The following is a 20,771-nucleotide window of genomic DNA, read 5'->3' on the forward strand; positions in this document are numbered from 1 at the left end:
GTCGGGTCCTCACCGTTCGTGGTCGTGGCCGCCGTACGCGGCGTCTTCGGGCTCGTGGGCGGCGTGGGCGCCGTCGTCGTGCTCGGGGGTGTCGTGCTCGGGGCCGTCGTCGTACGCGGCCTCCTCCAGCTCGCTCAGCACCTGTTCCTCCACCAGCTCCGCCAGTGCGGCGACGGTGCCGGTCACCAGGACGTCGCGGGGGGTGAGCGTGACGCCGAACGCGTCGTTGGCGCGGGAGGCGATGAGCAGGGCGCGCATGGAGTCGCCGCCGAGCAGGAAGTAGTCGTCCTCGGCGCCGACGGCCGTGTGGAGGGTCTCCTCCCAGATGGCGGCCAGTGCCTCCTCGGTGGGCGTGCGCGGGGCCACGTGGCCGGGCCGCTCCCGCTCCTCGGCGGGCGGCGGGGCGGGCAGGGCGGCCCGGTCGGTCTTGCCGTTCTCGGTGAGCGGGAAGCGGTCGAGCGGCACGAACGCCGACGGGACCATGTGGGCCGGCAGGCGGCGGGCGGCCAGCTCCCGCAGCTCGGCCGCGGCCGGCGGTTCGGCGCCGGGCGCCGTGAGCAGGTGCGCGACCAGGCGGGGCAGGCCCGGTTCGTCCTCGCGTACGGTCACCACGGCGTCCAGCACGTGCGGATGCCGGACCAGGGCCGCCTCGACCTCGCCCGCCTCGATGCGGTGACCGCGCAGCTTCAGCTGGTGGTCGGTGCGGCCCAGGTAGTGCAGTTCGCCCGCGCCGTCGCGGCGCACCAGGTCGCCGGTGCGGTACATCCGGGTGCCGGGCGGCCCGTACGGGTCGGCGGTGAACCGGGCCGCGGTGAGGCCGGGCCGGCCGTGGTAGCCGCGCGCCAGCGCCGGTCCGGTGAGCCACAGTTCACCGGGGACGCCGGCGGGCACGGGGCGCAGCCGGGCGTCGAGGACGTAGGCGCCGGTGGCGGGCAGCGGGCGGCCGATGGGCGGCGCGGCGCCGTCCGCCTCCAGGGGTGCGGACCAGGTGGCGACGACGGTGGCCTCGGTGGGGCCGTAGGAGTTGACCATGCGGTGGTGCGGGGCCCAGCGGGCGACGAGTTCGGGGCCGCACGCGTCGGCGCCGACGATCAGCGTCTTCAGGTCGGGCAGCGTGCCGGGGGTCTGCGCGGGCACCGTGGCGAGCGCGGCCGGCGGCAGCAGGGTGTGCGTGATGCGCGCCGAGCGCAGGACGCCGGCGAGTTCGGCGCCGAGCAGCGGGCCGGGACGGGGTACGACGAGCCGGGCGCCGTGCGGCAGGGACATGCACAGTTCGAGCACGGAGGCGTCGAAGCTGGGCGTGGCGAAGGACAGCACCCGGTCGCCGGGGGCGACCCGGTAGTGGGCGGCCTCGGCCGCGGAGAACGCGGCGAGCCCGCGGTGGGTGACGACGACGCCCTTGGGGGTGCCGGTGGAGCCGGAGGTGTAGATGACGTAGGCCGGGTCGTCCAGGTCGAGCGGGCGGGTCCGGTCGGCGTCGGTGGGCCGGTGGCCGGGGGCCTCGTCCGGCGGGGCGGCGAGCAGGCCGGCGATCTCCTTGGCGTCCAGGGTGAGGGCGGGCGCGGCGTCGCGCAGCATCAGCGCGATCCGCTCCTCGGGGTAGGCGGGGTCCACCGGCAGGAACGCGGCGCCCGCCTTGGCCACCGCCAGCTGCGCCCGGACCATGTCCGCCGAGCGGGGCAGCAGCAGGGCGACGAGGTCGCCGGGGCCCGCGCCCCGGTCGATGAGCCGGTGCGCGAGGCGGTTGGCCTGGTCCTCCAGCTCGGCGAAGCTCAGCAGGGTGCCGGGTGCCTCGAGCGCGGGGGCGGCCGGCCACCGGTCGACGGCGGCCTCGACCAGGGCGGGCAGGGCCGCCTCGGGCACCGGGCCGGACGCCGGCCGGGAGGGGCCGTGCAGCAGCCGGGCCCGGTGTTCCGGCGACAGGACGTCGATGGCGTCCAGCGGCGTGGTGCCGTCCGAGGCGGCGAGGGCGTGCAGGGTGTGCAGCAGCTGCCCGGCCAGGGACTCGGCGGCGGCCGCGTCGAAGTACCGCGGGTCGTAGCCGAGTTCGACGGCGAGCCGGTCGCCGGGCGAGACGACCACGGCGAGCGGGTAGTTGGTGGCCTCCCGGGCGTCCAGGTCGCGCAGGGCGAGTCCGTGGGTGCCCGCTGTCGCGTCGCCGACCGGGTAGTTCTCGAAGACCACGAGGCTGTCGAACAGCGCGGTCCCGGACGGCAGCCGGGTGAGCCGGTGCAGGTCGCCCAGGGGCAGGTGGTCGTGGCGGCGGTCCTCGGCCCGGTCCTCCTGGACCGTGCGCAGCCAGTCGGCGCAGGGGGCGGAGCCGTCGACGCCGATCCGTGCGGGCAGTGTGGTGATGAAGAGCCCGGTGATCGTGTCGGCGCCGGGCAGATCGGCGGGCCGTCCGGAGACGGTGGTGCCGAAGCACACGTCACGCTCCCCGCTCCACCGCGCCAGCAGCAGCGCCCAGGCGCCCTGCACCAGGGTGTTGAGGGTGAGCCGGTGCCGGCGGGCGAACTCCTGGAGCCGGTGCGTCTCCTCGGCGCCCAGCCGCTGCGACAGCCAGGTGCCGGAGCGGGCGGTGGTGCCCGGGGCGGGCCTGCGGTCGTACGGCAGCGGGGTGGGCCCGCTCAGGCCGTTCAGGACGGCACGCCAGTGCTCCTCGGCGGAGCCGGTCTCGCGGGCGGCCAGCCAGGCGGCGTAGTCCGCGAAGGGCCGGCGCTCGGGCAGCCGGGGCCGCTCGCCGCGGGAGAGCGCGGCGTGCGCGGCCATGACGTCGGACAGGACGTGGAAGACGCTCCAGCCGTCGAGCAGGACGTGGTGGAAGGTCCACACCACCCGCACCGCGTCCGGGCCGAGCCGGACCAGGGCGAGCCGCAGCAGCGGGGCGCGGTCCAGGGCGAGGCCCCGGGCCCGTTCGTCGGCGAGCAGCCGCTCCAGCTCCGCGTCCCGCCGCTCGGGCGGCAGCCCGCTCCAGTCGTGTTCGGTGACCGGCAGGGCGGCGGTCCGGTGGACGATCTGGAGCGGCACGGGTACGCCGTGCAGGGCGACGGAGGTGCGCAGCACGGGCGTGTGGTCGACGACGTGCTGCCAGGCGGCGGCGAGCGTCCGCGGGTCGCGGGCGCCGTCGGCGACGAAGGTGATCTGCTCGACGTAGAGGCCGTGTCCGGCCTCGTCCAGGCCGTGCATCACCATGCCGGTCTGGGTGGGGGTGAGCGGGTACACGTCCCTGACGTCCGCGCCGGTGCCGACGAGGCGGTCCACGGCCGCCTGGTCCAGCGGTGCGAGCGGGAAGTCGGAGGGGGTGCGGCCGCCCGCGCCGGGTTCGGCGCAGTGCCGGACGATCGCGCGCAGTTCGTCGGTGAGTTCGGCGGCCAGCCGGGCGACCGTGTCCCGCCGGTGCACCCGGCGCGAGTAGGACCAGGTGAACTCCAGCCGGTCGCCGGTGACCTGTCCGAGGACGTCGAGGAGGTGCGGCCGTTCGGCCGTGCGGTCCATGCCGCCGGTGAGGCCGCCGTGGGGCGTGTGCAGCAGTCCGCCGGGGGCGGAGGTCCCGTCCTGCCGGCCCAGGTAGTTGAAGCACACCTGCGGCAGGGCGGGCAGCCCGGGTCCGGCGGTGGGGTGCAGGAAGCGCAGCGCGCCGTAGCCGAGTCCGCCGTGCGGCACGGCCCGCAGGTTCTCCTTGACGGCCTTGAGCACGGCGGCCGTGCCGGCGTCCCGGGGCACGTCCAGGGCCACCGGGTACACGGCGGTGAACCAGCCGGCGGTCCGGGCGAGGTCGACGTCCGCGAACAGCTCCTCGCGGCCGTGTCCCTCCAGGGTGACCGCGACCCGGTCCCGGCCGGTCCAGCGGGCCAGGACCCGGCCCAGCGCGCACAGCAGCACGTCGTTGACGCGGGTGCGGTACGCCTCGGGGACGTCCTGGAGCAGCCGGCGGGTCTCCTCGGCGTCGAGTCCGGCGCTCACGCTGTCCTCGTCGGCGACGGTGTTGGAGCCGCCGGGACCGTCGGCGGGCAGGTCGGCGCCGGCGTCGAGGCCGGACCAGTGGGCGAGTTCGGCGTCGAAGCCGCCCGCCCCGGTGTGCTCGGCGAGCCGCCGGGCCCAGGTGTGGAAGGAGGTGGACTTGGGGCCGAGGCAGGGTCGTTCGCCGGCCCGCAGGGCGCGGTGGGCGGTGTCCAGGTCGGCGAGCAGCACCTGCCAGGACACGGCGTCGACGACCAGGTGGTGGGCGGCCAGCAGCAGCACCGGCCGGCCGCCGTTGCCGGGCCGGCACAGGGCGGCCCGCAGCAGCGGTCCGCGGGCCAGGTCGAAGCCGGCGCCGAGGGCGTCGGCCACCTCCTGCGGCTCCGCGCGGTCGTGGACCTCCAGGTGCCAGGCGTCGTCGCCGGGCGGGGTGCCGTACTGGCGCCACCGCCCGTCGGCGGACCGTTCGAAGCGCATGCGGAGGGCGTCGTGGTGCTCCGTCACGGCGGTCAGGGCGGCGCGCAGCAGGTCCTCGCCGGGATCCGTGGCCAGCTCGAAGGCGACCGTCTGGCTGAAGTGGGCGGGGTCGCCGGTGAGGGTGTCCAGCAGCCAGTGCTGGACGGGGGTGAGCGGGGCGTCGCCGGTCACCGGGCCCTGCTCGGCGGTGACCGTGGCCGCCGCGGGCTCCTCGGCCGCCGCCGCGAGTTCGGCGAGGGTCTGGTGGGTGAACAGGTGCCGGGGGGTCAGGGTGAGTCCGGCCCGGCGGGCGGCCGAGACGATCCGGATGCCGAGGATGGAGTCGCCGCCGAGCATGAAGTAGTTGTCGTCGGCGCCGACTTCGGGCACGTCCAGAACCTCGCACCAGATGGCCGCGAGGGTCCGTTCCGCCTCGGTGCGCGGTGGCCGTCCGGTCTCGCCCCCGGCCGGGGCGGCCCACTCGGGCTCCGGCAGCGCCCGCCGGTCGAGTTTGCCGGTGGCGCCGAGCGGCAGCCGCTCGAGCGGCACGATCAGGGCGGGTACCAGGTGGTCGGGCAGGCCCCGGGCGAGGAAGGCGCGCAGTTCCGCGAGGTCGGGCAGGCCGGCCGGGCGGGGCACGGCGTAGCCGACGAGGCGGCGGTGGCCGCCGTGCTCGACCACCCGGGCGGCGGCGGCCGCCACGGCGGGGTGGCGGGCGAGTGCGGCCTCCACCTCGCCGAGTTCGATCCGGAAGCCGCGCACCTTCACCTGGTCGTCGCCGCGGCCGAGGTAGACGAGGTCGCCGTCGGCCGTCCAGCGGACCAGGTCGCCGGTGCGGTACATACGGCTGCCGGGCGGGCCGAACGGGTCGGGCAGGAAGCGGGCCGCGCTCAGCCCGGGCCGGCGCAGATAGCCGCGGGCGACGCCGGTCCCGGCGAGGAACAGCTCCCCGGGGGCGCCGACGGGCACCGGGCGCATCCGCTCGTCCAGGACGTAGGCGCGGGCGCCGCCGAGCGGCCGGCCGATCGGCGGGTCGCGGTCGGGGTCGGCCGGGTCGCAGGTGAAGGCGGTGGCGTAGACGGTGGCCTCGGTGGGGCCGTAGATGTTGCGGACCTGGCAGCCGGGGACGGCCGCGCGTACCTGGCGCACGGTCCGGGCGGGCAGCCCCTCGCCGGCGAGGACGACGGTGTCGGCGGTGACGCGTACGGCGTCCTCGGCGAGGAGCCGGTCGAGGGCGGAGGGCACGGCGCTGAGCAGCCCGGCCCGCCAGGGCCCGGGGCGCTCGGCGAGGGCGAGCAGGTCGCGGACGATCTCGACGCAGCCGCCGGACAGCAGCGGCGAGAAGATCTCGAACACGGACACGTCGAAGTTGAGCGAGGTGGACGCCACCACGTGCTCCAGCCCCCGGCCGGTGAACTCGGCCGCCGCCCAGTCGGTCAGGGCCAGCACGGACGCGTGGGCGACGACGACGCCCTTGGGGCGGCCGGTGGAGCCGGAGGTGTGGATGACGTAGGCGGGGTGGCCGGGCAGCAGCGCGGTGGGCCGCTCGGCGTCGCCGACGGCGGTGTCCGGGAGGGCGGCGGCCGGGTCCTCGTCGAGCAGGATCCTGGTGAACGGGCCCTCGGGCAGCCGGCCGGCGGTCTCCGCGGACGTGATCACGGCGTCGGGCCGCACGTCCTCGAAGAGGAACGCCACGCGCTCGGCCGGGTACTGGGGATCGACGGGGAGGTAGCCGGCACCGCTCTTGAGCACCGCGAGGAGCGCCACGACCAGGTCGGCGGTGCGGGGCAGGCAGAGCGCGACGAACCGCTCGGGTCCGGCGCCCGCGGCCAGCAGCAGCCGCGCCAGGCGGTTGGAGCGGGCGTCGAGTTCACGGTAGGTGAGGACGGTGCCGGCGTGCCGGACGGCCGGGGCGTCCGGGGTGCGCCCCGCCTGCCGGTGGAACGCCTCGGGCAGCGTGCCGTACGGCGCCTCGGCCGGCCGGCCGCCGAACCGTTCGACCAGCGCGCGCTGCTCGGCCGGGGCCGTCAGCGGCAGGTCGGCGAGGCGGCTGTCGAAGCCGGCGGCCATGCCGGTCAGCAGGGTGCGCAGGCTCTCGCCGAGCGCCTGAACCGTCGTGGCGTCGAAGGCGGCCGGGTCGTAGTCCAGGTTCACGGTCAGGGTGTCGCCGGGTGCCACGACCACGCTGAGCGGGTAGTTGGTCGGCTCCAGGTCCCGCTCCTGCTCCAGGGCCAGACCGTGCCGGGACAGCGCGCCGGCGTCGAACGGGTAGTTCTCGAAGACCACGATCGAGTCGAACAGGCCGGTGCCGCCGGGGACCTCGCTCCACGACTGCACCTGGGCGAGGGAGACGAAGTCGTGGCGCCGGGCCTCCGACTGGCCGGCCTGCAGCTCGCCCAGCCAGGCCGGCAGCGGGCGTCCCCCGTCGACGCGGACGCGGGTGGGCAGGGTGTTGATGAACAGGCCGACCATCGAGGTCACGCCCGGCAGGTCGGCGGGCCGCCCGGAGACGGTCGTGCCGAACACCACGTCGTCCCCGCCGCCGTAGCGGGACAGCAGCAGCGCCCAGGCGCCCTGGAGGACGGTGTTGAGGGTCAGTCCGGCCCGCTGCGCGTTCTCCCGCAGGCGCGCCGACACGTCGGGGCCGAGGGTGATGCGCACCGACCCGGACGAGGAGGCGCGGTGGGCCCCGGTGGCGCGCCGGTCGCGGGGCAGCCGCGTCGGCGCCTGGAAACCGGCGAGGGTCTCCCGCCAGTACCGCTCCGCCCGGCCGGTGTCCTGTCCCGCCAGCCAGCGCAGGTAGTCGGCGAAGGGCCGGCGTTCGGGCACCTCGGGGCGGCGGCCGCGGGTCAGGGCGGCGTACCGCTCGCAGACCTCGTCGAAGACCTGGGCGGCGCTCCAGCCGTCCAGCAGCACGTGGTGGAACGTCCACACCAGGCGTACCGCGTCCGGGCCGAGCCGGATCAGCGTCAGCCGCATCAGGGGCGCGGCGCCGAGGTCGATGCCCGCCTCGCGGTCCTCGGCCAGCAGCCGGTCCAGTTCGCGCCCGCCGTGGCCGGCGGGCCGGCCGGACCAGTCGTGGTGGGTCACGGGGACCACGGCCCGGTGGCGGACGACCTGGAGCGGTTCGGGGGTCTCCTGCCACACGAGCGCGGTGCGCAGCACCGGGTTGGCGTCCGCGGTGTGCTGCCACGCCTCGGCGAGGGCGTGCGGGTCGGTGACGCCGGACAGGGTCAGCTGCACCTGGTTGACGTAGGTGCGGCTGTCGGCGTCCAGCAGGCTGTGGAAGAGCATGCCCGCCTGCATCGGTGTCAGCGGGTGGACGTCGGCGACCTCACGGCCGTCCCCGGCGATCCGGTCCACGGCGGCCTGGTCCAGGCGGGCCAGCGGGAAGTCCGACGGGGTGCGGCCGCCCGCGTCGGGCCGGGAGCAGTGCGCGACGATGTCCTGGAGCGCGTGCAGCATGCCCTCGGCGAGCGCGGTCACCGTCTCCGCGCGGTGCCGGCCCCTGCCGTAGTACCAGGTGATCTCCAGCCGGTCGTCCTCGACGCGGGCCACGACGTCCAGCAGGTGCGGGCGTTCGGCACCGGGCGCCTCCGCGCCGTCCAGGCCGCCGGGCACCGCCCCGATCAGGGCGCCGCCGCCGGCGGTCCAGTCGAAGCGGCCCAGGTAGTTGAAGGTGATGCCGGGTGCGGGCGTGCCCGTGAGGCGGGGGTCGCGGGCCAGGTGACGCAGGACGCCGTAGCCGATTCCCCGGTCGGGTACGGCCCGCAGCTGCTCCTTCACCGACTTCAGGGCGGTGCCCCAGTCGCCGGCCGGGATCGTGAGGGCGACCGGGAAGAGGGAGGTGAACCAGCCGACCGTGCGGGACAGGTCCACGTCCTCGAACAGCCGGTCCTCGCGGCCGTGTCCTTCCAGGCCGACGGCGACGGTGGCGCGTCCGGTCCAGTCGGCGAGGACCCGGCCCAGCGCGGTGAGCAGGACGTCGTCGACCCGGGTGCGGTAGGCGCCGGGGACACGGCGCAGCAGGTCGTCGGTGCGTTCGCGGTCCAGGGAGACGGTCACCTCGCGGACGTCGGCCACGGTGGTGCCGCCGGGGCCGTCCACGGGCAGCGGGTCGGCGCAGTGCCGGGCGGCCCGCTCCCAGTGGTCCAGCTGTGCGGCGAAGTCGCCGGCGCGGTCGCGCAGCCGGCGGGCCCACTCCTGTACGGAGGTGGTGCGGGCGGGCAGCCGTACGGGCTCTCCGGCGGCGGCCTGCCGGTAGGCGGTCTCCAGGTCCTCCAGCAGGATGCGCCAGGAGACGCCGTCGACCACCAGGTGGTGGGCGACCAGCAGCAGCCGGGCGGGACGGGGCTCGTCGCCGGTGAACAGCCGGGCGGTGAACAGGGGCCCGGTCTCCAGGCGGAGGCCGGCGTGGGCCGCGGCGGTGACGCGTTCCTCGGCGTCGTGCGGGTGGACCGACAGCAGCCCGGGGGCCGGTTCGCCGGCAGCGACGTCCTGGTGCCAGGTCAGGTCGCCGTCGGGGGCGAACCGGGCGCGCAGGGCGTCGTGGTGCGTCCACAGGGCGGTGAGGGCGCGGCGCAGGGCCTCCTCGTCGACGGCGCCGGCGGTCTCGACGACGACGCACTGGTCGAAGAAGTCCGGGTGTGCGGGCCGCGGGTCGAGGAACCAGTGCTGGATCGGCGTGAGGTCCACCGCCCCGCTGACGGGTCCGGTGCCGGCCACGGCGGGTGCGGACCCGCCGGTGGCGGCGGCCAGTTCGGCCACCGTGGGGTGCCGGAACAGGTCGCGGGGGGTGAGGGCGAGGCCCGCGGCGCGGGCGCGGGAGACCACCTGGATGCTGAGGATGGAGTCGCCGCCCAGCATGAAGAAGTTCTCGTCCACGCCGACCCGTTCGACGCCGAGCAGCTCGGCCCAGATCCCGGCGAGGAGCCGTTCGGCGTCGGTGCGCGGGGCCCGGTGGGGGCGCTCGGCGCCCGCCTGCCAGTCGGGGGCGGGCAGCCGCCGCCGGTCGACCTTGCCGTTGGCCGTCAGCGGCAGTTCCGGCACGGTGACGAAGGCGGCGGGCAGCATGTAGTCGGGCAGTCCGGCCGCCAGGTGGGCGCGCAGCTCCTCGGCGGACGGCACGGGTGCGTCCTGGGCCGCCACCAGGTGGGCGGCCAGCCGCTTGCGGCCGGCGTCCTCGTAGAGGGAGACGACGGCCTCGGCGACGGCGGGGTGGGCGGTCAGCCGGGCCTCGATCTCGGCGGGTTCGACGCGGAAGCCGCGGATCTTGATCTGGTCGTCGGCGCGGCCGACGAAGTGCAGTTCGCCGTCGGGGCTCCAGCGCACGATGTCGCCGGTGCGGTACATCCGCGCGCCGGGCGGCCCGAAGGGGTCGGCGACGTAGCGGGCGGCGGTCGCCCCGGGCCGGCGCACGTAGCCGCGGGCCAGACCCGCGCCGGCGATGTACAGCTCCCCCGGTATGCCCGGGGGCTGGGGCCGCAGCGCGGTGTCGAGGACGTAAGCGCGGGTGTTGTCCAGCGGGCGGCCGATGGGCAGGACGGCGGGCAGCGGGTCGCCGGAGCGGAAGACCCGGCGGGTGGCGAAGGTGGTGGTCTCGGTGGGGCCGTAGCCGTCCACGACGGTCAGCCCGGGGCAGGCGTCCAGGACCCGGCGCACGACGGCGCCCGGCACGGCCTCGCCGCCCGTCCACACCTCGCGGGCGCCGCGCAGGCAGCCGGGGTCCTCCTGGGCGAGCAGCCGGAACAGCCCCGCGGTCAGCCACAGGCAGCTCACCCGCCGCTCCGTGACGGCCCGCCGGACCTCGGCGGTGTCCAGGTCGGCCGGCGGGGCGAGCACGGCCGTGCCGCCGCGCAGCAGCGGCACCCACACCTCGTAGGTGGCGGCGTCGAAGGCGTGCGGCGAGTGCACGAGGACCCGGTCGTGCCCGGCGAAGGCCCGGTCCAGGGCGAGCGCGGCGACGTCCCGCTGGCGCACCGCGACCCCCTTGGGGGTGCCGGTGGAGCCCGAAGTGAACATGACGTACTGGACGTGGTCGGGATGGAGGTCGGCGCGGGGCGGAAGGCCGCCGGGGCCCGGGGCGCCGTCGGCGCGCAGGACGCCGTCGCCGGGCAGTACGTCGCGGGCCGTCTCCTCCCACGCCGCGTCGGTGAGCAGCAGGTCCGCGCCGGCCTCTGTCATCATGCGGCGCAGCCGCCCGGCCGGCGCCCGGCCGTCCAGCGGCACGTACACCCCGCCCGTGCGCACGAGCGCGAGCTGGGCGACGACCAGTTCCACGGAGCGGTCCATCAGCACGCCGACGGCGCGTTCCGGCCGCACGCCGAGCGCTGCCAGCCGGGCCGCCAGCCCGGCCGCGCGGTCGTCGAGTTCGCGGTACGTGAGGCAGGCGCCGTCCGCCTCCAGGGCCACGGCGCCGGGGGTGCGGCGCACCTGCGCGGCGAAGAGACCGGCGACGGTGTCGCCGGGCAGCTCGGTGGCGGTGTCGTTCCAGGTGCGCAGGACCTGCTCGCGGCGGTCGGGGGTGAGCAGCGGCAGCCGGGCGGGCGGCCGCCGGGCCCCGGTGACCATGCCGGTGAGCAGGACGGTGAGGTACTCGGCCAGCCGCTCGACGGTGCCCGCGTCGAACAGCTCCGGGTCGTAGCCGAGGCGCAGGGCCAGTTCCGGGCCGGGATAGGCGGTCAGGCTCAGCGGGTAGTTGGTGGTCTCGACGCCCTCCAGGCCGGTCAGGCGCAGTCCGTGGCCGGCGGCGAGGTCGTCGTCCACCGGGTAGTTCTCGAAGACGACGATGCTGTCGAACAGACCGGTGCGCTCGGGGAGGCCGGTGAAGGACCGCATCCGGGTGAGCGGCAGCTGGTCGAAGCGCCGGTCCTCGCTCTGCTCGTCCTGCAGCGCGCGCAGCCAGTCGACCAGGGTGCCGTCGTCCGGGACGGTCACGCGGGTGGGCAGGGTGGTGATGAACAGGCCGGTCATGGCGTCGGCGCCGGGCAGCTCGGGCGGCCGTCCGGACACGGTCGTGCCGAACACCACTTCGTCCGTGCCCGCCTGCCGGGCCAGCAGCAGCGCCCAGGCGCCCTGGACGAGGGTGTTCACGGTCAGGCCGGACGTGCGCGCCAGCTCCTCCAGCGCCCGGGTGGCGGCCGCGGGGAGCGTGGCCCGCACCGCGTGCGTGGACTCGGCGCGGTGACTCTCGCGCGGCTCGCTGTCGTACGGCAGCGGTGTGGCCTCGGTCAGGCCGGACAGGCGGTGCCGCCAGTGCCGTTCGGCCGGTGCCGTGTCGCGGCGGCCGAGCCAGGCGACGTGGTCGCGGAAGGGCGGGCGGTGCGGGAGGGCGTCCGGGCCGGCGCCGGCGTGCTGGGCGAAGACGTCCGAGAGCACCTGGAACAGGCTCCAGCCGTCCAGCAGCAGGTGGTGGAAGGACCACACCACGCGCACCGCGGTGTCCGAGACGCGGGCGAGGAGCAGCCGCTGCAGCGGGGCCCGCGTGAGGTCGATGCCGTCCGCGCGGTCGCGGGCCAGGACGTCGTCGAGCCGGGCGCGGCGCTCGTCGTCGGTGAGGTCGCGCCAGTCCAGGTGGGCGACCGGCACGGCCGCGTGCCGCTGCACGACCAGCAGCGGCTCGGGCACGTCCTGCCAGACGACCCGGCCGCGCAGCACCTCGGTGCGGTCGGTGACCCGCTGCCACGCGGCCGCCAGGGCGGCCGGGTCGGGCACGCCGTCCAGGACGAACGTCAGCTGCTGGAAGTAGACCCCGCGGTCGTCCTGGGACAGGCCGTGGAAGAGCATGCCCGCCTGGGTGGGCGTGAGCGGGTACGCGTCCGCGACCGCCGCCGGGTCCGGGCCGGTGATCCGGTCCACGGCGGCCTGGTCGAGCCGGGCCAGCGGGAAGTCGGACGGGGTGCGCCCGGCGGCGCCCGGCCGGCCTGCGTACCGGGCGAGGTCCGCGAGCGCGTCGGCGTACCGCCGGGCCAGGTCCTCGACCGTGTCCTCGCGGTACAGCCGGTCCGCGTAGAACCAGGTGAACTCCAGTCGGTCGTCGGCGAGGTGGCCGACGACCTCCAGGGCGTGCGGGCGCTCGGCCGCCGGGTCGGCGTCCAGCTCCAGCGGCCGCACGACGCCCCGGTAGAGCCCCTCGGGATCCTCCGGCAGCCCCATCCGGCCCAGGTAGTTGAAGCTGACCTGGGCGTCGCCGGTCAGCGGTGCCGCCCCCGGACCGGCGAGGTAGCGCAGCGCGTCGTGCCCCAGTCCGTGCCGGGGCACGGCACGCAGCTGCTCCTTGACCCGTTTCAGCACGGCGTCCCAGCCGGCGTCCGCGGGGACGGCGAGGGCGAGGGGGTACCGGGTGGTGAACCAGCCGGCCGTGCGGCTGATGTCCAGTTCGGGGAAGAGGTCCTCGCGACCGTGCCCCTCCACGTCGACCAGCACGCGCTCCCGTCCGCTCCAGCCGCACAGCGCCCGGCCGAGGGCGCTGAGCAGGACGTCGTTGGCCTGGGTGCGGTAGGTGTCGGGCAGGGTGCGCAGCAGCGCGGAGGTGTCCTCGCGGCTCAGCCGTACGGTGACCGAGCGCTGCGCGGCGTAGGTGTCGGGGGCGCCCGGCTGGTCGGCGGGGAGGGCCGGTTCGGTGCGGGGCGCGGCCCCGGCCCAGTGGTCGCGCTCGTCGTCGAAGCCGCCGTCCGCCGCGTGGGCTGCGAGCCGGCGTGCCCACTGGCGCAGCGGTGAGGACTTGGCGGGCAGGGCGGCCGCGCCGTCGGCGCCGGAGCGGCGGGCCCGGTAGGCGCGGTCCAGGTCCTCCAGCAGGACCCGCCAGGTGACCCCGTCGACCACGAGGTGGTGCACGGCGAGGTGCAGGACGCGGGTGCTGCCGGGGCCGCGGTCGTGCAGCACCGCCCGCAGCAGCGGTCCGGTGGCCAGGTCGAAGGGGCCGAAGTGCGGGGTGTCCTGGTCCGGGCCGGTGTGCCGGGCGAGGGCGATGCGGGGTGTGCGGTCCCCGATGATCCAGCGGACCTCGCCGGACGCGTCGTCGGCGACGAAGCGGGAGCGCAGGGCGTCGTGGTGGGCGGCCAGGTCGTTCAGCGCGTCCTCCAGCGCCGCCGGGTCCAGGTCGTCGGGCACCTGGACGGACAGCGCCTGCGCGAAGTGGCCGGCGCGCTCGCCGGCGGTGTCGAACAGCCAGTGCTGGATGGGTGTCAGGGGCGCCGTGCCGGTGGCGGGCTCCGGTGCGGGGGCCGCCTCGCGCGGGCCTCGCGCGGCGTCCGCGCGGCGGGCGAGGGCGGCGACCGTCTGGAGCTGGTAGACGTCCCGGGAGGTGAGCGGCAGGCCCTCCTGGCGGGCTCGGGCCACCACCTGGATGCTGAGGATCGAGTCGCCGCCCAGCTCGAAGAAGTTGTCGTCGACGCCGATGCGGTCGGCGCGCAGCACCTCGGCCAGGATCGCGGCGAGCGTCCGCTCGGTGGGCGTGCGGGGTGCGACGTGCCGGACCGCGCGCACGGCGGGGCCCGGGTCGGGCAGCCGGCCGCGGTCCAGTTTGCCGTTGGGGCTGAGCGGCAGCGCGTCCAGCAGGACGACGGCCGTCGGCACCATGTAGTCGGGCAGGCTGCGCCCGAGTTCCCGGCGGACGGCCTCCGGTTCCACGTGCGCGCCGGCGGCCGGGACGACGTAGCCGACCAGCCGCCGATGGCCGTCGCCGCCGTCCCCGGCGGCGGCGGTGGCCGCCGCCTCGGCCACGCCCGGGCAGCCGCGCAGCGCCTCCTCGACCTCGCCCAGTTCGATGCGGAAGCCGCGCACCTTGACCTGCTGGTCGATCCGGCCGACGTACTCCAGCTGCCCGTCGGCGCGGCGGCGCACCAGGTCGCCGGTGCGGTACATGCGCTCCCCCGGCGCGCCGAACGGGTCGGCGACGAACCGGGTGGCGGTGAGTCCGGGGCGGTTCAGGTAGCCGCGGGCGAGGCCGCCGCCGCCGAGGTACAGCTCGCCGGTGACGCCGACCGGCTGAGGACGCAGGGAGCCGTCCAGGACGTAGGCGCGGGTGGCGGCCACCGGGGCGCCGATGGGCGGGGCCTGCTCGGGCGCCTCGTCACCGGCGAACCAGGCGGTGGCGTACACGGTGGCCTCGGTGGGGCCGTAGATGTTGGCGACCCGGCACCCGGGCAGCGCGGCGCGCAGGTCGTGCAGCGTCTGGGCGGGCAGCGCCTCGCCGGCCAGGACGACGGTGTCGGCCGCCATCGGCGCCGTACCGCCCGCGAGCAGGCGGGAGACGACGGACGGCACCCCGCTGAGCAGTCCGGCGCGCCGGGGCCCGGCGCCGTCGGCGAGGGCCGGCAGGTCCGGGACCACCTCGACGGTGCCGCCGGCGAGCAGCGGGCAGAGCAGTTCGAAGACCGAGACGTCGAAGTTGAGGGAGGTGGAGGCGATCACATGGGCGAGCCCGGCGGCGCCGAACCGCTCCCGCGCCCACCCGGCCAGCGCGGCCACGCTGCGGTGGGTGACCACGACGCCCTTGGGGCGGCCGGTGGAACCCGACGTGTAGATGACGTAGGCGGGATGGTCGGGCAGCAGCGGACGACGCCGGCCGGCGTCATCCGGGGCGGTGGCAGCCGGGGAGGTGGCAGCCGCGCCGGTACCAGCCAGGGCGGGGCCGGCCGCGCCGGAGCCGGTCGGGGCGGTGGTGGCCAGGGCGGGGCTGGCCAGGGCGGGGCCAGCCGGGCCGGTGTCCGCCGCACCGGCCGGGCCGGAGCCAGCCGCTCCGGTGCCGGACGGGCCCGAGCCGGACGGGCCCGAGCCGGACGGGCCGGAGCCGGCCAGGGCTGGGCCGGCCGGGGCGGGGCCGGCCGGGGCGGGGCCGGCCGGGGCGGTGTCCGCGTGGTCCTCCAGGAGTAGCGGGGTGAGGTTCACGGGCAGCGCGGAGGCGGTCTCCCGGGTGGCGACGACGAGGGCGGGCCGGGCGTCGTCGAGCATGAGGCGGACGCGCTCGGCCGGGTAGGCGGGGTCGACGGGCAGGTAGGCGGCGCCCGACTCGAGCACCGCCCAGAGCACGGGCACGAGGTCGGCGGTGCGCGGCAGGCACAGCGCGACCAGGGTCTCCGGGCCCGCGCCGCGGGCGACGAGCAGCCGGGCCAGCCGGCGGGCGCGCCGCTCGGTCTCGGCGTAGTCCAGCCGGACCGGGCCGCAGACGACGGCGGTACGGTCCGGGGTGCGGGCCGCCTGAGCGCTCAGCAGCTCGGGCAGCGTGGCCTGTCCGGTGTCGCGGTACCGGCGGGCGGGCGGGTTCCAGGTGTCCACCAGCGTGCGCTGTTCGGCGGCCGAGAGCATGGGCAGTTCGGCGAGGGTACGGCCCGGACCGTCGGCCATGCCCTCCAGCAGCCGGTGCAGGTGGGCGGTCATGCGGGCCACGGTCGCCGCGTCGAACAGGTCGGTGTTGAACTCGGCGGTCAGCACGCAGCCGCCGTCCTGCGCGGGGGTGAACTCCAGGACCAGGTCGAAGCGGGCGGCCGGGCGGGGCAGCGGATGCTCCTCCAGCCGCAGGCCGCCGGCGCGCGGCGGCACGGGCAGGGCGCTCTGCTGCACGACGAGCGCCTGCACCAGCGGGGTGCGGCTCGGGTCGCGGGGCGGGGCCAGTTCCTCCACCACGCGGTCGAACGGCACCGCGTCGTGGGCGAAGGCGTCCAGCAGCGTCGTCCGCATGCTCTCCACGAACTTGTCCACGGTGGCCCGCTCGTCCACCTCCCCCCGCAGCACGACCGTGTTGGCGAAGAACCCCGGCACGTCCTCCAGGTCGCGTCGGCCGCGCCCGTTGGTGACGGTGCCGAACGCGACGTCCCGCTGGCCGGCGTAGCGCGAGAAGAGCAGCGCGGAGGCGCCCGCGAACAGGGTGAACACGGTCGTGCCGCGCCCTGCGGCCAGGTGCCGCAGCCGGGCCACCAGCTCCGCCGGGAGGGTGTGCCGGTGGGCCGCTCCGGCGGTGGTGCGCACGGCCGGACGGGGCCGGTCGGTGGGCAGCTCCAGTGCCTGGAGCCCCGTCAGATGCCGTCTCCAGTAGGCGAGGTCGGCGGTGTGCGCGCCTTCCGCGGTGCGCTGCCGCCCTTCCCAGAGCGCGAAGTCCGGGTACTGCACCGCCGGCCGGTCCAGGCCGTCGGGTCCGCCGGTGGTCTCGGCGTGGTAGAGGGCGGCGAGTTCGCGGGTGAGGATGCCCACCGACCAGCCGTCGGTGACGATGTGGTGCTGGGCCAGGAGGAGCAGGTGGTCCTCGGCGCCGAGCCGGATCAGCAGGGCCCGGGTGAGGGGGCCGTCCGCCAGGTCGAAGGGGCCGGTCAGTTCCCGGGTGAGCAGTTCCTCGGCCGCCTGGGCGCGGCGCGCCCCGGGTACGCCGGTGAGATCGGCCGTCCGCAGCGGCAGGTCCGGCCCCGGGGCGACGCGCTGGACGCCCTGTCCGCCGTCCGTGGCGAACGTGGTGCGCAGGGAGTCGTGGCGGGCCGCGAGGCGCTGCAGGGAGCGGCTCAGGGCGCCGGGGTCCAGGTCGCCGCGCAGCCGCAGGCAGACTCCGGTGTTGTACTCGGTGCCGCCCTCGGTGAGGTCGTCGAGGTACCAGAGCCGCCGCTGGGCGCTGGACAGCGGCAGGGAGCCGTCGCGCGGGGCCGGCGGTATCGGGTCCGGGGCCGCGGCGGCCGAGGGGTCGCCGAGCAGGGGGGCCAGGGCGGCGACGGTCCGGGCGGTGAAGACGTCCCGCACGGTCAGCCGGACGCCCAGCTCGTCCCGGATCCGGGACAGGACGCGCGCGGCGAGGACCGACTCGCCGCCGAGGTCGAAGAAGTCGTCCGTGACACCGACCGCGTCGACGCCCAGGACGTCGGCCCAGATGGCGGCGAGCGCCCGCTCCTGCGCCGAGCGCGGCGCCACGTGGTCCGCCGTGGCCTGGCGTTCCGGGGCGGGCAGGGCCCGCCGGTCGATCTTGTGCTGCGGGGTCAGCGGCATCCGGTCCAGCACCACGACGGCGGACGGCACCATGTGGGCGGGCAGCACGGCGGCGAGCGCCGCACGCAGGGCCGCGGGCTCGGGGGCCGCGGAGCGGGCTGACGGGCCCGCGGGGGCGGTGGCCTGGGGTGCGGAGGCGGAGGCGGTGGCCGGGGGTGCGGGGGCGGTTGCCGGGGGTGCGGCCGGGGTGACGTAGGCGACCAGGCGCCGGTGGCCCGGTTCGTCCTCGCGCACCACGACCACGGCCTCCGCGACCGTGCCCGCGCCGGCCCGGCGCAGGGCCGCCTCGATCTCGCCCGGTTCCACGCGGAACCCGCGGATCTTCACCTGCCGGTCCAGCCGGCCCAGGTACTCCAGTTCCCCGGCGTCGGTCCGGCGGACCCGGTCCCCGGTGCGGTAGAGGCGTGCCCCGGGCGGGCCGAGGGGGTCGGCCACGAATCGCGCGGCGGTCAGGCCCGGACGGTTCAGGTACCCGCGGGCGAGCGCGTCGCCGCCGACGCACAGCTCCCCCTCGCCGCCGGGCGGTACGGGCCGCAGCGCGGCGTCCAGGACGTGGACCCGGGTGTGCGGCAGGGCGTCGCCGATAGTCGGGGTGCCCCGGCCGGCGGTGAGCGGGCCGGTCCAGGTGGCGACGATGGTGGCCTCGGTCGGACCGTAGGAGTTGATCATGCGGCGGCCGGGCGCCCACCGGTCCACGAGCGCGGCCGGGCACGCCTCGGCGCCCACGATCAGCGTGCGCAGGTGCCGGGCGGTGCCGTCCGCCGGGTCGGGCAGGGTCGCCAGCGCGGCCGGCGGGATGAGGGCGTGGGTGATGCGGTGCTCCTCCAGGACGGCGGCGAGTTCGTCGCCGAGCCAGGGGCCGTGCGGCGGCACGACGAGCGTGGCTCCGGCGAGGACGGAGGCGCACAGTTCCAGCACGGAGGCGTCGAAGCTCGGCGAGGAGAACTGGAGCACACGGTCGCCGGGGCCGACGGCGTAGCGTTCGGCGGCGGCCGCCGTGAAGCCGCCCAGGCCGCGGTGGGTGACGGTCACGCCCTTCGGCGTGCCGGTGGAGCCCGAGGTGTAGATGACGTAGGCGGCGTGGTCGGCGCCGGCACCGGGCGTGCGCGCCGGGGTGTCACCGCTCTCCAGCAGCTCGCCGACCCGGTGCGGGTCGTCGAGGGTCACCGCGGGCGCGGCGTCGGCCAGCATCAGGGCGCGGCGTTCGGCGGGGTAGGCGGGGTCCACGGGCAGGAAGGCGGCGCCGGCCCGGGCGACGGCCAGCTCCGCCGCGATCAGCTCCAGGGAGCGCGGCAGGACCAGGGCCACCACCCGGTCGGGTCCCGCGCCCCGCCGTATCAGGTGTGCCGCCAGCCGGTCGGCACGAGTGGCCAGTTCGCGGTAGGTCCAGGTCCGGCGGCCGTCGGTGAGGGCCGGTGCGTCCGGGGTGCGGGCCACCCAGGCGGTGAACAGCTCGCCGAGCGTCGGATGCTCCGGGGCCGCGCCGCGCTCCGGCGCGCCGGTGGCGGGGCCGCCCTGCGGCAGGGAGGACGCCGGTACGGGCTTGTCGTGCAGGTCCGTCATGGGTGAAGTCCTTTGGAGAGCGGGACGATGCGGCGCGGGCCGCACGTGCGGGCACGGGTGGCCGCGGCCCACCGCGCGGGCTGGAGCGAGAGACGTACCGGGTGAGCGCGACGCGACGGCGCGTGCCGGGTGCTCGGACGGGCGGGCGGGCGGATCCGGGGGCGGGCCGGCGAGGCGTACGGGGGCCGGCGGCCGGCCGGGGGCCGGTCGCGGACCGGCGCCGTGGCCGGAACTCGCCCGGCGGACCGGAGTGGACAGGCGGGAACCGGCCGCGGACCCGCCCGCGAGCCACCGCCGGCGCGCCGGCCGCGACGCGCCGGAGCCGGAACGGTTCCGGCACGCCGGCCGGACGGCCGGCGACCGGTACCGCCCCGGCCGGCCTCTGCCGGACCGGACCGGGCGGCGCGGTGCCGGTTCAGCCGTCGGCGGTACGGCGTGCCGTGCGCCCGGAGATCTGCACCCGTTCGACGACGCCGGTGACGGGGTCGCGGTGGAAGCGTCCGCCGGGTTCGCGGCGTCCGGTGGCCGGATCGAGCAGGTCGCAGGACAGGTCGGCGTAGCAGACCAGCGGGATGGGCGGGTCGCCGTCCACGGACAGGGCCGGCGAGCCGTCCGGCCCCGGCGCGACGCGGTACGTCGTGCCGCCGTTGCGGTAGGTGCCGGCGCACTCGGGGAGTTCGACGGGGCGCCCGCGGTCGGCGGCGCGGGCGCCCGCGGGTATCCGTTTCCCGGTCAGCGCGGAGAGCTCCGCGGCGAGGTCGTGCCAGAGGGCGGTCGCGCCCCCGGCGTTGCCGGTGAAGGCGACCACGACGCCGCTCTCCGGGTCGGCCCGCAGGTGGCAGGACGTGCCCTGGGCGTTTCCGTCATGGCCGCACCACACACGTCCGTCCCGCTGGTACAGGGCGAGTCCGGGGCCCCAGCCGTCGGCCAGCGTGCCGGGGCCGGCGGCGGGCTCGGCGCGGCGCATCTCCTTGGCGACGGCAGGCGGCAGCAGGTCCGAGGAGCCGATCAGCGCCTGCCCGAAGGCGGCCAGGTCGAGGGCGCTGCCGAGGAGTGCGCCGGCCGGCGCCTCCAGGGGCGCGAGGTTCTGCCGGGCCGCACGGGCCCGTCCGGTCGCGGTGTTGACCGCGTGCCCGGCGGCGACGGGACGCGCCGAGGTGGCGTGGCCGATGAACGCGGGTGCCGTGCCGAGGGGTTCGAGGAGCAGCGCGCGGACCGCGTCGTGCCAGGCCATGCCGGTGACCGTCTCCACCAGGCGTCCGGCGGCGACGTACCCGGCGTTGGAGTAGGAGAAGCCGGTCCCCGGCGCGAACAGCGCGTCCCGGGCGGTGCAGACGGCCGCGAGGTAACGGGTGGCGGTGGTCGCGGCGGCGGTGTCCGAGTCGGGCCCGGTGGGCAGTCCGCCGGTGTGGCTGAGGAGGTGACGGATCGTCACCTCGGGTATGGAGCGCAGCTCGGGGAGGTGGCGGGCCGCGGGCTCGTCCAGGTCCAGGTCCCCGTCGTCGGCGAGGAGCAGGACGAGCGCGGCGGTGTAGGGCTTGGTGAGCGACCCCAGGGGGACCGCCGTGTTCTCGGTCATGGGGCTGCCGGTGGTGACGTCGGCCGTGCCGGTGTGCAGGGTGATGACGTCGGTGCCGGTGTCCAGGGCCAGTTGGGCGCCGGGTACCCGGTGGGTCCGGGCGAGCGCGTCGAGTCGGCCCTGCAGTTCCCGGCGTAACGGGGACGGTGTCCTGGGTGCGGCTGGAGCGGCGGGGATGGTGTACGGCATGGGAAGGGGACTCCCGGTGGTATGGGTCTCGTGTGCGGGATGCCGGTACGGCCCGTGG

General features: G+C 77.0%; 2 protein-coding genes. Both read right to left on the minus strand.

All coding sequences use genetic code 11. The features are described from left to right. Positions 1-9: 9 nt before the first annotated feature. On the minus strand, positions 10-18,945 hold the full coding sequence (locus IE177_RS11455; RefSeq protein WP_190015157.1) for a non-ribosomal peptide synthetase: 18,936 nt from the start codon (positions 18,943-18,945) through the stop codon (positions 10-12). A 415-nt stretch (positions 18,946-19,360) separates the two neighbouring features. Then, the gene (locus IE177_RS11460) at positions 19,361-20,713 is read right to left on the minus strand and encodes a serine hydrolase domain-containing protein (RefSeq protein WP_190015158.1); all 1,353 of its coding nucleotides are present in this window, start codon (positions 20,711-20,713) and stop codon (positions 19,361-19,363) included. Positions 20,714-20,771 lie beyond the last annotated feature (58 nt).

Source organism: Streptomyces lucensis JCM 4490, assembly GCF_014650035.1.
In the GTDB taxonomy this organism is placed as follows: Bacteria; Actinomycetota; Actinomycetes; order Streptomycetales; family Streptomycetaceae; genus Streptomyces; species Streptomyces lucensis.

Bases quoted from the DNA above. Each gene is read 5' to 3' on its own strand.
- IE177_RS11455 (WP_190015157.1), bottom strand. From the start codon at position 18,945: ATGACGGACCTGCACGACAAGCCCGTACCGGCGTCCTCCCTGCCGCAG.
- IE177_RS11460 (WP_190015158.1), bottom strand. From the start codon at position 20,713: ATGCCGTACACCATCCCCGCCGCTCCAGCCGCACCCAGGACACCGTCC.